The following is a 12373-nucleotide window of genomic DNA, read 5'->3' as shown; positions in this document are numbered from 1 at the left end:
TCGTCCCCAACCACGCCTTCTGGTGTGGTATTCCCCCGGTGATCCTTTGCCGAAAGTCAGGGAGATGTGGCAAAGGTCACGGTAACTGTTTTGAAGCCCAAAGCCTTCAACATGTTCGTGAGCATCGACTGCGTGTTCGTGTCAGCACGCTGAGCGAGCCCGCTGGAGTTCGCCGCGTCCTGGATCTTCTGCGACGCCAGCACGTACATCTGCTGCTGCTGGTTGGGGTTGGAGCTGAAGAAGTCACCGAAGCGGTCGAACAGACCGCGCTGGCGGGCGAAGACGTAGCTGCGCTTGGGGTCGAGGTTGGTCTTCTCCAACTGCGCGTGGGGGACGCGCACGGTGACGGTGTTGTGGGCCTTGTCGACGGTCAGGGCGCCGTTGCCGATGTGGGAGAAGTCGACGTAGGCGTCCACGCTCCCGTTGCCGACGAACAGCGTGCGTTCGCCGCGCAGGGCGCTGGGCAGGAACTTCGCGTCTTTCTCCAGGTCCACGACGACCTGGTAGTTGCCGCTCGCAGCTTCGTAGCGGGACAGGTTCTGGATGGAGTTCAGCACGACGGGCGCGCTGCGGTCCTTGGTGGTCTCACCGAACGGGTTCAGCCAGTGCGGAAGCTTGTGCACTGCCTGCAGTCCCGCGTAGACGAGAGCGATGACCACGATGACGACCACGATGGCGCGCAGGATGGGCCGGCGCGGACGTTCTGATATCTGTGTGTCCTCGGTTGTGTCCGAGTGCGACATTTCGCATCACCTCTGGAGGTTGCTCACCCCCGGCTATTCCCCATAAAGCCGAGAAGTCACCCTGTTGTCTCGGCGTGCGGGGTGACCGCTGCTTGTTCGACTTCGATCAACGACTCTCCACGACGACGGGCCTCGTACGCCTCCTTGCCACCGCGGATCCCGAACAACCGCTTGGACACCAGGAGATACACGACCAGGCCGACGTTGATCACCAGAGCGCCGGCGCGGACGACGGTGATCCGCTCGGTGAGTTCGTAGATCTCGAACGGCAGGCCGCACGAGGTGGCGACGACGGCGAAGTACTCGCCCCAGCGCTTGAGCAGCCACAGGCCGACCGCCTCGATCAGCTCGATCAGAGCGTAGGCGAGGAGACCGACGGCGAACCAGGTCAGCGTGCTCGACTTGAGCACGAAAACGTGGCGGATGCTCTCGACGATGTGGGAGTTGTCCAGATCCCAGCCGATCTGGCCGGCCAGCGGCTTCAGGAGCGGAATGTCCTTCTCGAAGACCTTCTGGATGGAGCCGCGGTGCGCGGAGAACCGCCACACCCCGTACGCCGCCGCCGCGATCACCAGACCGCGGATGACACGCTCGAGCGCGAAGAACCGCATGAGGAAGGCGTCGCGCAGCTCGCGTCCGCGCAGGACGAGCGGCGCCTCTTCGGCGGGCCCGTGCCCGTGCGGCTCGCCGTGGACGTACGTGCCGCAGCGCAGGCAACGCCACGCCTCACCGGCGGGCGTCTCCACGTGCAACCGGTCGCGCAGAGCGCTTTCGTCCGGTGCGTAGGTGATGTGGCCCTTACGGGCACATGTCAGCATGCTCCAGTCCACGGGCTGACCTTAGTCAACATCGGGGACCAGCGTCATGCTCATGTGATCACTGAGCGCGTCCCTTTTCGGCGACCCTGGCGGGGCGTCATGCTCCTGGGATGGCGGAGCCGACGGTCGATGCCGTCTACGAGGCGTTCGCGGGCGTACGGCGCCCGGCGCGGGTGACGGGCTGCCCGCACTGCGTGAACCCGGATGAGGACCGCCCGCTGCTCGCCCGCCCGATGCGCGCGCTCCCGCCGGAGGAGCTCGCGCGGTACGCCGCGAAGGCGCTCACCACCTGGGGCGGCGTCGAGGAGTTCCGCTACTTCCTGCCCCGGCTGCTGGAGTGCGCGCGGGCGGACGCGTTCGGCCATCCGGACCCGCCGATCGTCTTCGGCAAGCTCGCCTCGGCGGGCTGGCGCGGCTGGGCCGAGGGCGAGCGTGGGCCGATCGAGGGGTTCCTGACCGCTTGGTGGGCCGGCACGCTGGACCGTCATCCCGCCGAGCCGCCGGTCGGCACGGTCCTGTGCTGCCTGGGCGCGACCGGGGCCGACCTGGATCCGTTCCTGGCCCGCTGGGGCCGGCTCAGGACCGCCGGCGAGGTGCGCCACCTGCATGACTTCGTGTTGCACGAGGTGCGGTGGACGGGCTGGCTGCGGCTCGCGGACGCGTTCTGGGACCGGAACGGCGTCGCGTACGGGCAGGTCGTCGCGTGGCTGACCGGGGGGCGGGCCGCGGCAGCCGTCGAGGCGGCCTTCGCCGCTGCGGCGGGTGAGGACGTGCTCGGACTCCTCGCCGAGATCCACTCCGTGCTGACCTGAACCGGTCACACGAGGCGGAAGTCGCGGGCGCGCAGGGTGCAGGAGCGGTAGCGCAGATAGTGGATGCGCAGCCAGTGGCGCCGCCGAACTTCGACCCAGCGGGCGAAGTCGCGCGCGGCGACCGTGTCCGTCAGGCGCGGGGGCGCCTCGTCCAGTAGCCAGGCCGAGACCAGCGCGGTGTAGCGGACGCCCGCGGCGTGGGCGGGGTTGCCGCAGGTACGGCCGTCGAGCAGGCTGATCTGGATCTCCTGCTCGGCCCGGTGCTCATACCCCGGCGACAGATCCCCCAGGTGGATGTAGACGACGCCGCTCGCCGGCCGGGGGAAGTCGCCGTCGGGCCGGTGCTCGACCTTCGTGAAGCTGCCCGGCGTGCCGCTCAGCCGCGTCGCGAGCGGCGTCAGGGCCGCCTCCAGGGACGGTAGCGCCGTACGGAGCGCGGGGTGCACGCACACGGTCAGCGGCCATTGGCGGCAGGAGTACTCGAACGCGCGCGGCGCGAGCGGCGCGCGCTGCTGCGCGTGGATCCACAGGGTCGTGGAGACGATGGCGGTGGCGGCCGCGACGATCGGGAGGGCGAGCCACGCGCGCCGGGTCAGCAGCCACAGGTAGCAGGTGACCAGCAGCGTGCCCAGCGCGAACGACCACAGCGCCTGCCCGGCGAGCAGAGCCGTGCGCAGGCCGGCGAACGGGTGGATGTGCTCGACGCCCGGCGGGGGCAGGAGGTAGGTCCAGGTGCCCGGGCGCACGAGCCCCCACACTGAGGTGAGCGCCGCGGCCAGCCCGACCGTCGGCAGCCGGGGCACCACGCGGCCGGCGAGATAGCCGATCACCGTGTAGACGAGCAGCGTGAGGGCGCCGGCCAGCAGCCCGAGCGCCTGCGGGTGCCCGGCCTCCACGTGGAGCAGGGTCTTGACCACGACGACGATCGCCACCGCGGCGTACGCGCCCAGCGTGACCACGCCGAGCAGCATGAGGTCGAGCAGCGGCCCGAGCGCCGGCGAGCGAGCGCTCAGCCCCCGCAGGTAGCCCAGGCGGTGTTCGCGCAGCGCCATCCAGGCGGCGAGTGCCGCCGAGGCCGGGCCGAGCACGCGCACCGAGGCGAACAGCGCCGCGACGGCGTCGTCCCAGTAGGCGACGCCGGGCAGCAGGGCCCGCCAGGCCGCCACGGCACCGAGCAGCGCCAGGGCCGGGACGGCCAGGAACGGGGCGGTGCGGCGGGCATCGATCCGCAGCACCCGCCCCAGGTCAGACACCGGCCGGCACCCGGGACCACGATCGGGATACCTCCAACGACTCGATGAGGCGTGCACGGGCGATGCTGAACACCCGGTCACACCAGCCCGTGAGTTCCGCCGGATCCGGTGCCGTCACCACGACGGCCGGGGCGAGCCCGCGCAACAATCCGATCAGCTCGTCGCGCTCCGGCTCGGCGATGGAACTCAGTGGTTCGTCCAGGAACACCAGATCGGGCCGGTGCACACAGGTGGCCGCAAGTCCCGCCCGCAACCGTAGATCGGCGGGCAGCATGTCCATCTCCAATTCCGCGGCATCGGTCAATTCAAATTGTTCCAAAATCGCATTGACGGCGTGGCTGGGCGTTGCTTTGAAATAGGCCGCGTAGGCCACGAACTCGGCTACGGTGACCCCTGCCGCCCAGTGGAACCGATCGGGCAACAGGCCCAGCCGCGTGCGTACGGCCCGCTGGCCGGACGGCGCGGTGACGTCGTGCCCCAGCAGCTCCAGCGCGCCCACGGTGGGCCGGCGCAGCGTGGCGAGGGTCGCCAGCACGGCCGACCTGCCCGAGCAGGGCGGACCGGCCAGGCCGACCACCCCCGAAGTGATGCCGAACGTGGTGGGACGCAGGATCCACCGCCCCCCGCGGCGGATTCCCATACCCCGTGCCACGATCGTGGAAAAGTCCGCGATCATTTATTACCCCCCGAAATCGCGGTGCGCGCCCGAGGATGGAACGGATCAGCCCGATGAACGGCCGCCTCAACGTCTCCCTTTGCCGTCGCCGCACGCACCGACAACGGAACTATAACTTGCCTTGGTGATGACTGTCAGCGTTGTTGTGGGTGCCGGTGTCGCTGGCAATGATCCGAAGAGTGCGGCGAAAGCAATTGTAGATATAGGTCGGTAAATGTCGGAAGACTGCGCGGGCCCTCGGCCGGCAGGCGCTAACGTGTCCAGGTGGCCAAGCCGCTCAATCTCCCCTTCGACCCGATCGCCCGGGCCGGCGACCTCTGGGAACGCCGCTGGGGACGCTCGCCCGCCATGCTCGCGGTGACGTCGATCATGCGCGCCCAGGCGATCCTCATCGCCGAGCTCGACGCGCTGCTGCGCCCGTACGAGCTGACGTTCGCCCGCTATGAGGCGCTCGTGCTACTGACGTTCAGCAGCCGGGGCGCGCTGCCGCTGTCCAAGATCGGAGAGCGGCTGATGGTGCACCCGACGAGCGTCACCAACACCATCGACCGCCTGGAGCGGCAGGGGTACGTCCGGCGCCGCCCGAACCCGCGCGACGGGCGCGGCGTGCTCGCGGAGATCACCGAGGCCGGCCGGGGCGCGGTCGAACGCGCCACGGGCGACCTCATGGCCGCCGACTTCGGTCTCGGCGCGTACGACGAGGACGACCTGACCGCGATCTTCGACGTGCTGCGGTCGTTGCGCGTGACCGCGGGCGACTTCCAGGACTGAGGGATCCTTCCGTGGCTCCGGTGGTCCCAATTACTAGGACGTCCTAGTATCTTGGGAGGAGACACCGGAGGAGCGTGCCCATGGACAGCAAGGACATCGAAGAGGGCCGCCGGCGATGGCAGGAGCGGTTCGACGCCTCCCGTCGCCGGGAGGCCGACTTCACGACGCTCTCCGGGACCGAGGTGGAGCCGGTCTACGGCCCGCAGGCCGGTGACCCGAGGTTCGAGCGGATCGGCTGGCCGGGGGAGTTCCCCTTCACCCGCGGGCTCTATCCCACGGGCTACCGCGGGCGCGCCTGGACCATCCGGCAGTTCGCCGGTTTCGGCAACGCGCGGCAGACCAACGAGCGCTACAAGATGATCCTCGCCGCGGGCGGCGGCGGCCTCTCGGTCGCGTTCGACATGCCCACGCTGATGGGCCGCGACTCCGACGAGCCCCGCTCCCTCGGCGAGGTCGGGCACTGCGGCGTCGCGATCGACTCGGCCGCCGACATGGACGTGCTGTTCGACGGCATCCCGCTCGGCGACACCACGACGTCGATGACGATCTCCGGCCCGGCCGTGCCGATCTTCTGCATGTACCTCGTCGCGGCCGAGCGCCAGGGCACCGACATCCGCGGCCTGGACGGCACGCTGCAGACCGACATCTTCAAGGAGTACATCGCCCAGAAGGAGTGGCTGTTCGCGCCAGAGCCGCACCTGCGGCTCATCGGCGACCTGATGGAGTACTGCGCGGCGGAGATCCCGGCGTACAAGCCGCTGAGCGTCTCGGGCTACCACATCCGCGAGGCCGGCTCCACGGCCGGACAGGAACTCGCCTTCACGCTGGCCGACGGGTTCGGCTACGTCGAGCTGGGCCTGTCGCGCGGGCTGGACGTCAACACGTTCGCGCCCGGCCTGTCGTTCTTCTTCGACTCTCACATCGACTTCTTCGAGGAGATCGCGAAGTTCCGCGCCGCGCGCCGCATCTGGGCGCGCTGGCTGCGCGACGTCTACGGGGCGACCTCCGACAAGGCGCAGTGGCTGAGGTTCCACACGCAGACGGCCGGGGTGTCGCTGACCGCCCAGCAGCCCGACAACAACGTCGTGCGCACCGCGCTGGAGGCCCTGGCCGCGGTCCTCGGCGGCACCAACTCCCTGCACACCAACGCCCTGGACGAGGTGCTGGCGCTGCCGAGCGAGAAGGCCGCCGAGATCGCCCTGCGCACCCAGCAGGTGATCATGGAGGAGACCGGCGTCGTCAACGTCGTGGACCCGCTCGGCGGCTCCTGGTACGTCGAGGAGCTGACCGACCGCATCGAGGCCGAGGCGGAGAAGATCTTCGCGAAGATCAAGGACATGAGCCCGGACGGCTCGATGACCGGCGGCATCCTGCGCGGCATCGAGGAGGGCTGGTTCATGGCCGAGATCGCCGACGCCGCCTTCACGTACCAGAAGCAGCTCGAAAAGGGCGAGAAGAAGATCGTCGGCGTCAACTGCCACACGCAGGGCATCGACGAGCCGCTGGAGATCCTGCGGGTCAGCCACGAGGTGGAGCGCGAGCAGAACCGCGTCCTCGGCGCCCGTCGGGCCTCCCGCGACCAAGCCGCCGTGGACGCCGCGCTGAGGCGGATGATCGAGGTCGCCCGTACGGAGGAGAACCTCATCCCCGCCATGCTCGACGCCGCTCGCGCGGAGGCCACGCTCGGCGAGATCTGCGGCGTGCTGCGCGAGGAGTGGGGCAGCTACTCCGAGCCCGCCCGCTTCTGAGAGCGGGCCACCGCCGAGGTGGCCCGCCGCAGGCACCTCAGTTGGGCGAGACCACCGGGAGATTCGCGGCGCTCGCCGCGTCGAGCAGCCGCTTGTCGTAGGTGACGAAGGCGGTGAGGTGTTTGGCGACGCTGAAGGCGGACGCGAGGTGGATCGCGTCGAGCGAACCGAGGCTTGTCGGCTGGAGCATCGTGGCGGTGTCGAGAATCTCGTTGGTCACCGGGATGCGCCGGGTCTTCGCCACGAGAGTCCGCGCTTGAAGGATGGCGGCCGGCTGCCTGCGCATCACTGAGCGTGGAACCTCCACCCTGATCACGCTGCTGGACAGCAGCGGAGCCCCGGAGCCATTCCGGAGCCATGCCAGCAGCGCAGCGGACTCCGGCTCCACGATGGCCAGTTTCACGAGCGCGCAGGAGTCGAGGTAGATCATCGGGGCGGCTCCTGTCGCTCGCGAATGATGTCCTCGCTCGGCAACGGCGCGCCGGGAGGCAGCGGCATGGGAACGATGTCGAGCAGGTCGAGACCCTCGTCGGAATCCTCCAGGGGCTCGACCAGGCCGGCGGCGACCAGGTCCGCTAGGGGGTCCTCCGGTTGCTCGACCGGAATGATGCGGGCGGCCAGGTGGCCACGGTTCGTCACTTCCACAGTCACTCCCTCTCGCCACACCATGTCGATGTAGACACTCGCGTTCTGGCGAAGCTCGCGGATGCCGATGCGTGCGACCCTGCGGTCAACCATGAGACCAATGTAGCACTTCATGTGCTACCCCAGGCGTGGACATGCGCTCCCCAACAGGCGGGCGCTCGTACGCATTCGCCGGTGTATGCGGCAGGATGGACGCATGACGTCATCGGACTTCTCGTTGCACGGCGCCGTCGACCTCGGCGCCCGGCAGGCCGCGGCGAAGAGGGCGCAGCAGCGTCCGGCCCCCGCGGGTGGCTCCTCATCCGTCATCGACGTTACCGATGCGACGTTCAACGCCGAGGTCATCGACCGGTCGCGCGACGTGCCGGTGCTCGTCGACTTCTGGGCCGACTGGTGTCAGCCGTGCAAGCAGCTCGGCCCGATCCTGGAGAAGCTCGCGAACGAGGCGGCCGGCGGCTGGGTGCTCGCCAAGGTCGACATCGACGCGAACCCGGGCCTGGCCCAGCAGCTCAGCCGCATGGGCGTGCAGGGCATCCCGTTCGTCGCGGCGGTCGTCGGTGGTCAGATGCTGCCGGTGCTCAACAGCGCCGCCCCGGAGCCGCAGGTACGCCAGGTGCTGGACCAGCTCTTCGACGCGCTGCGCGAGCAGGGCCTGATGCCCGAGGGTGCGGGCCAGGCACAGGAGGGCGGCGAGGCGCAGCCGGTCGCCGATCCCGTGCAGATGGAGGCGGAGGCGGCCCTGCAGCGCGGCGACCTCGACGCGGCCGCGAGCGCGTTCGGCAAGATCCTCGAGACGACGCCGAACGACACCTACGCCAAGAGCGGGCTGGCCCTGGTCGAGCTGCAGCGCCGGGTGGAGGGCCTCGACCCCCAGCAGGCGCGCAAGGACGCCGCCGACCGGCCCGACGACGCCGCGGCCCAGGCGCGCGTCGCCGACCTCGACCTGGTCGAGGGCCGGGTGGAGGAGGCGTTCGACCGGCTCATCGGCACCGTGCGCCGCACCTCGGGCGACGAGCGCGACACGGCGCGCAAGCACCTGCTGTCGCTGTTCGAGGTGCTGCCGCCCGACGATCCGCGCGTGGCGAAGGCGCGGCGCAGGCTCTCGTCCGCGCTGTTCTGATCCGCGCCTGACGGGCATCATCCAGTCATGGCCGGCGTGGTGACGGTCTCCGCGACGTTCGGCGCGGCGGGCAGTGTCATCGGCCCCGCGGTCGCCGAGCGTCTCGGCACGCCGTTCGTCGACCGGGCGATCCCCTACACCGTCGCCGCCGACATCGGGTGCACGCTCGAAGAGGCGCTCGCCCACGACGACCGGAGCGAGCGCGGCCTCGGCCGGATCCTGTCCGGCGCCGCCCGCCTGCCGAACATCAGCCTCGGCGGCATCGACTCCTACCTGTCCGACCAGGGCGTCGTGCCCGCGGAGGAGTTCCTCCTGCGCACCGAGAAGGTGATCAGGGAGATCGCCGAGCACGGCGGCGGCGTGATCCTCGGCCGGGCCTCCCAGCTCGTGCTCGCCGGCCATCCCACCGCGCTGCACGTACGCCTCGACGGCCCGCGGAAACGGCGGCTGGCGAACGTCCGCGAGACGATGGAACTCTCCCCGCAGGAGGCCGAACGCCTCCTGGACGACAATGACCGGGCGCGCAACGCGTACGTTAGGCACTTTTACCGGGCTGATCCCACCGATCCGGCGCTCTATGATCTGGTCATCGACAGTACGCGGCTGGCGGCGGCGGCCTGTGCCGACATCATCGTGACGGCCGCGCTCGCCATCCCCTGAAAATTCAGCCCGGCGGGCCGGGCGTCGTCTCGTGGTGACACCATTGCTGGCGAGCTCTGACCCGGCAAAAGGAGCAGTTGACGTGGCGAGCGTGCCCAGCGTGTCCTATTCGATCACCGTGCGCCTCGAGGTGGCGGCGGGCGGCAAGGCGGTGAGCCAGCTCACCGGAGAGGTGGAGCAGGCCGGCGGCATCGTCACGGCCCTCGACCTCACCCCCGCGGCGCACGACCGCCTCCGCATCGACGTCACCTGCGCCACCCGGGACACCGAGCACGCCCAGGAGATCGTCGACGCGCTGGAGAAGGTCGACGGCGTCACGATCCACAAGGTCAGCGACCGTACGTTCCTGATGCACCTCGGCGGCAAGATCGAGATGCAGTCGAAGGTGCCGCTGCGCAACCGCGACGAGCTGTCCATGGCCTACACGCCGGGCGTCGCGCGCGTCTCCCTGGCCATCGCCCGCAATCCGGAAGACGTGCGCCGCCTGACCGTCAAGCGCAACAGCGTCGCCGTGGTCACCGACGGCTCGGCCGTACTGGGGCTGGGCAACATCGGGCCGGAGGCGGCGCTGCCGGTGATGGAGGGCAAGGCCGCGCTGTTCAAGCGGTTCGCCGGCATCGACGCGTGGCCGATCTGCCTCGACACCCAGGACACCGACGAGCTGGTCCGTACGGTCCAGATCATCGCCCCGGCGTTCGGCGGCATCAACCTGGAGGACATCTCCGCGCCGCGCTGCTTCGAGGTGGAGCGCCGGCTGCGCGACCTGCTGGACATCCCGGTCTTCCACGACGACCAGCACGGCACCGCCATCGTCGTCCTGTCCGCGCTGACCAACGCCCTGCGCGTGGTCGGCAAGGACCTCGCCGACGTGCGCATCACGATGGCCGGCGCGGGCGCCGCGGGCACCGCCGTGCTGAAACTCCTGCTGCACGCGGGCGCCAAGCACGTCGTGGTCTGCGATTACCGCGGCGCGGTCCACGGCGGACGCGACGACCTCGACGAGTCGCTGCGCTGGATCGCCGACAACACCAACGACGACGGCTACACCGGCGACCTGCACGGCGCGGTGCGCGGCGCGGACGTGTTCATCGGCGTCTCGGCGCCCGGCATCCTGACCGGCGAGGACGTCGCGACGATGAACGAGGGCGCCGTGGTCTTCGCCCTGGCCAACCCGGACCCGGAGGTCGACCCGGCGGCGGCCCGCGAACACGCCGCGGTGGTCGCCACGGGCCGCAGCGACTACCCCAACCAGATCAACAACGTGCTGGCCTTCCCGGGCGTCTTCCGCGGCCTGCTCGACGCGCAGAGCCGTACGGTCACCCAGGACATGCTCCTGGCAGCCGCGCGGGCCCTCGCCGCGGTCGTGACGGACAAGGAGCTCGGCCCGAACTACATCGTGCCCAGCGTCTTCCACGCGGACGTCGCCCACGCGGTGGCCGCCGCCGTCCAGGAGGCGGCCACCGGGAGCCACTGAGCTACTTGGAGTCGTCGAACATCTTGTCGCGGCGGCCCGGCCAGATGCGGCCGTACCAGAAGATGATCAGCCCGGTGAGCATGGCGGCGACGCCGGTCGCGATCCGGGCGATGATCATGCCGCTGTCCGGGCCGGTGTGCGGCAGTGCCTTGCCGGGGGCGTTACGGACGCAGTGCGCCGTACGGTCGATGCTCTTGACCGGGACGTTGTGCCAGGTCACGGCCACCGTCGTCGCGTGGTCCTCCTTGATCGTCAAGGTGGACTTACGGGTGGCGCCGGCCGGGATGCGGTCGGCCACCGAGATCGAGCCGTCCGTGGTGATCGCGTAGTCCTCGGTCGCGTTGCCGTGGTTGACGACCGTCACCAGCACGCTGCGGCCGGGGCACCGTACGGAGCCGATGGCGACCGTGAACGGGGTGTTCGGCGTCACGGTCGGCGGCGCGACCGGCTTCTTCGTCGTGTGCGTGGGAGAGGGCTTCTTCGTCGTGTGCGTCGGCGACGGCTTGGTGGTCTTGTGGGTCGGCGAGGCCGAGGCGCTGACCGAGACCTGCGGGGACGGTGTGGCACTCGTCAGCTGTGAGGGCGACGAGTCGTTCATCAGCATCGGGATGATGATGAGCGCCCCGACGACAAAGAACACGGCCGCTATGGCGACCCTGGAAAGTTGCATCGGGGTCCTCCGGGGGATGGTGGGGCACGCCTTCATGATCTCGTACGTGATCTACGCCCGTATTCTGCCGATTACCCACGCGTCAAGGGCGCGTAACCGACGTACTCGGCCGCGCACTGTTCGCATGCGGCGTCCGGCACAGGATGATTGAGGGATGGACGACGGGATAATCGCGGGCCGGCTGCTCGTGGCGACGCCCCAGCTTGCCGACCCCAACTTCCGCCGCAGCGTGGTCCTCCTCGTAGAGCACGAAGAGGAGAGCGGCACGCTCGGGGTCGTGCTCAACCGTCCGACCGAAGTGCCCGTCGACCAGGTGCTGCCGCCCTGGTCGGAGCTGGTGACGGGGCCCTCCGTGGTGTTCCAGGGCGGACCCGTCGCGCTCGACAGCGCACTCGCCCTCGCCCATGTGCCCGGCACCGACGAGCCGCTCGGCTGGAGGGCGCTGAGCGGCACTCCCTCGGTGGCGCGTGTCGGGCTCGTCGATCTGGACGCGCCGCCGGAGCTGCTGGCCACGGAGGTCACGAAGCTACGGGTTTTCGCCGGGTATGCCGGATGGGGGGTTGGCCAGCTCCGGTCAGAGGTCGACGACGGCGCCTGGTACGTCCTGCCGGCCGAGTCAGAAGACGCGTTCATGGACGATCCGGAGCGCCTGTGGCACGACGTTCTGCGACGTCAGGGCGGCGATCTGGCGTTCGTGGCGACGTTTCCCGAGGATCCGTCACTAAACTGAGCCCGTGAGTACGAAGATCCTTCCTGAGAGTGACACCCGGCCAGATCTCTCCCATGGCGACGGCGGTCACGAGCGATTCGCGCACTACGTGCAGAAGGACAAGATCATGGAGAGTGCCGTCAGCGGCACTCCCGTGATCGCGCTCTGCGGCAAAGTGTGGGTGCCCAACCGTGACCCGAAGAAATACCCGGTGTGCCCGGAGTGCAAGGAGATCTACGAGTCGATGTCCGGTGGCGACGACGGCGAGTGAACG

Annotated in this window: 15 protein-coding genes; 8 read left to right on the top strand and 7 right to left on the bottom strand. The window is 69.6% G+C overall.

Annotated elements, in window-relative coordinates; genetic code table 11:
- Positions 1-56: 56 nt before the first annotated feature.
- Positions 57-743, bottom strand: coding sequence for a DUF4230 domain-containing protein (locus QWU11_RS03940; RefSeq protein ID WP_290103602.1), 687 nt, complete (start codon positions 741-743; stop codon positions 57-59).
- Positions 744-799: 56 nt separating this feature from the next.
- Complete coding sequence (locus QWU11_RS03935) at positions 800-1573, bottom strand: DUF2127 domain-containing protein (protein ID WP_290103601.1); 774 nt, start codon at positions 1571-1573, stop codon at positions 800-802.
- Positions 1574-1671: 98 nt separating this feature from the next.
- Between QWU11_RS03935 and QWU11_RS03930 the strand changes: the two genes are divergently transcribed.
- Positions 1672-2373, top strand: a complete 702-nt coding sequence (locus tag QWU11_RS03930) for a hypothetical protein (protein ID WP_290103600.1) — start codon at positions 1672-1674, stop codon at positions 2371-2373.
- A 5-nt stretch (positions 2374-2378) separates the two neighbouring features.
- Here QWU11_RS03930 and QWU11_RS03925 read toward each other — a convergent pair whose 3' ends face one another.
- Complete coding sequence (locus QWU11_RS03925) at positions 2379-3626, bottom strand: hypothetical protein (protein ID WP_290103599.1); 1248 nt, start codon at positions 3624-3626, stop codon at positions 2379-2381.
- Positions 3619-4302, bottom strand: a complete 684-nt coding sequence (locus QWU11_RS03920) for an ATP-binding cassette domain-containing protein (protein ID WP_290103598.1) — start codon at positions 4300-4302, stop codon at positions 3619-3621. The genes QWU11_RS03925 and QWU11_RS03920 overlap by 8 nt, the downstream gene beginning before the upstream one ends.
- Before the next feature lie 264 nt (positions 4303-4566).
- On the opposite strand from QWU11_RS03920, the gene QWU11_RS03915 reads away from it, so the two are divergent.
- Together QWU11_RS03915 and QWU11_RS03910 are read left to right on the top strand one after the other, a co-directional pair.
- Positions 4567-5073 (top strand): MarR family transcriptional regulator, encoded by a 507-nt coding sequence (locus QWU11_RS03915; protein WP_290103597.1) that lies wholly within the window; start codon positions 4567-4569, stop codon positions 5071-5073.
- 80 nt (positions 5074-5153) lie between these two features.
- Entirely contained in the window at positions 5154-6821 is a 1668-nt protein-coding gene (locus QWU11_RS03910; protein WP_290103596.1) for a methylmalonyl-CoA mutase family protein, read from the top strand.
- A 37-nt stretch (positions 6822-6858) separates the two neighbouring features.
- Here QWU11_RS03910 and QWU11_RS03905 read toward each other — a convergent pair whose 3' ends face one another.
- Entirely contained in the window at positions 6859-7251 is a 393-nt protein-coding gene (locus QWU11_RS03905; protein WP_290103595.1) for a type II toxin-antitoxin system VapC family toxin, read from the bottom strand.
- The gene (locus QWU11_RS03900; protein ID WP_290103594.1) at positions 7248-7559 is read right to left on the bottom strand and encodes a type II toxin-antitoxin system prevent-host-death family antitoxin; all 312 of its coding nucleotides are present in this window, start codon (positions 7557-7559) and stop codon (positions 7248-7250) included. Before QWU11_RS03900 ends, QWU11_RS03905 begins: the two co-directional genes overlap by 4 nt.
- Positions 7560-7662: 103 nt before the next feature.
- Between QWU11_RS03900 and QWU11_RS03895 the strand changes: the two genes are divergently transcribed.
- The 3 genes from QWU11_RS03895 to QWU11_RS03885 all read left to right on the top strand — a co-directional run bounded on the left by QWU11_RS03895 (position 7663) and on the right by QWU11_RS03885 (position 10720).
- The gene (locus QWU11_RS03895) at positions 7663-8586 is read left to right on the top strand and encodes a tetratricopeptide repeat protein (RefSeq protein ID WP_290103593.1); all 924 of its coding nucleotides are present in this window, start codon (positions 7663-7665) and stop codon (positions 8584-8586) included.
- A gap of 27 nt (positions 8587-8613) precedes the next feature.
- Positions 8614-9246 carry a cytidylate kinase-like family protein gene (locus tag QWU11_RS03890; protein WP_290103592.1) on the top strand — a complete coding sequence of 211 codons (633 nt, stop codon included), beginning with the start codon at positions 8614-8616 and terminating at the stop codon, positions 9244-9246.
- Positions 9247-9328: 82 nt separating this feature from the next.
- Positions 9329-10720: an NAD-dependent malic enzyme gene (locus QWU11_RS03885; RefSeq protein WP_290103591.1), complete on the top strand. Its 1392-nt coding sequence runs from the start codon at positions 9329-9331 to the stop codon at positions 10718-10720.
- 1 nt (position 10721) lies between these two features.
- Here the strand turns inward: QWU11_RS03885 and QWU11_RS03880 are convergent, their stop codons facing one another.
- Positions 10722-11390: a hypothetical protein gene (locus tag QWU11_RS03880; RefSeq protein WP_290103590.1), complete on the bottom strand. Its 669-nt coding sequence runs from the start codon at positions 11388-11390 to the stop codon at positions 10722-10724.
- A 154-nt stretch (positions 11391-11544) separates the two neighbouring features.
- Between QWU11_RS03880 and QWU11_RS03875 the strand changes: the two genes are divergently transcribed.
- Positions 11545-12120 (top strand): YqgE/AlgH family protein, encoded by a 576-nt coding sequence (locus QWU11_RS03875; RefSeq protein ID WP_290103589.1) that lies wholly within the window; start codon positions 11545-11547, stop codon positions 12118-12120.
- Positions 12121-12124: 4 nt separating this feature from the next.
- Entirely contained in the window at positions 12125-12370 is a 246-nt protein-coding gene (locus QWU11_RS03870; RefSeq protein ID WP_290103588.1) for a DUF3039 domain-containing protein, read from the top strand.
- The last annotated feature ends 3 nt before the right edge of the window (positions 12371-12373 follow it).

This window comes from Actinomadura sp. DC4 (assembly GCF_030406325.1).
Lineage (GTDB): Bacteria > Actinomycetota > Actinomycetes > Streptosporangiales > Streptosporangiaceae > Actinoallomurus.
The sequence above is the reverse complement of the archived record's forward strand: the minus strand, read 5'-3'. Positions and strand labels throughout refer to the sequence as shown.

What these genes read in the sequence shown, in the direction of transcription:
- QWU11_RS03895 (WP_290103593.1), top strand. Translation starts at nt 7,663, where the DNA reads ATGACGTCATCGGACTTCTCGTTGCACGGCGCCGTCGACCTCGGCGCC.
- QWU11_RS03890 (WP_290103592.1), top strand. Translation starts at nt 8,614, where the DNA reads ATGGCCGGCGTGGTGACGGTCTCCGCGACGTTCGGCGCGGCGGGCAGT.
- QWU11_RS03920 (WP_290103598.1), bottom strand. Translation starts at nt 4,302, where the DNA reads ATGATCGCGGACTTTTCCACGATCGTGGCACGGGGTATGGGAATCCGC.
- QWU11_RS03905 (WP_290103595.1), bottom strand. Translation starts at nt 7,251, where the DNA reads ATGATCTACCTCGACTCCTGCGCGCTCGTGAAACTGGCCATCGTGGAG.
- QWU11_RS03910 (WP_290103596.1), top strand. Translation starts at nt 5,154, where the DNA reads ATGGACAGCAAGGACATCGAAGAGGGCCGCCGGCGATGGCAGGAGCGG.
- QWU11_RS03900 (WP_290103594.1), bottom strand. Translation starts at nt 7,559, where the DNA reads ATGGTTGACCGCAGGGTCGCACGCATCGGCATCCGCGAGCTTCGCCAG.
- QWU11_RS03880 (WP_290103590.1), bottom strand. Translation starts at nt 11,390, where the DNA reads ATGCAACTTTCCAGGGTCGCCATAGCGGCCGTGTTCTTTGTCGTCGGG.
- QWU11_RS03930 (WP_290103600.1), top strand. Translation starts at nt 1,672, where the DNA reads ATGGCGGAGCCGACGGTCGATGCCGTCTACGAGGCGTTCGCGGGCGTA.
- QWU11_RS03940 (WP_290103602.1), bottom strand. Translation starts at nt 743, where the DNA reads ATGTCGCACTCGGACACAACCGAGGACACACAGATATCAGAACGTCCG.
- QWU11_RS03875 (WP_290103589.1), top strand. Translation starts at nt 11,545, where the DNA reads ATGGACGACGGGATAATCGCGGGCCGGCTGCTCGTGGCGACGCCCCAG.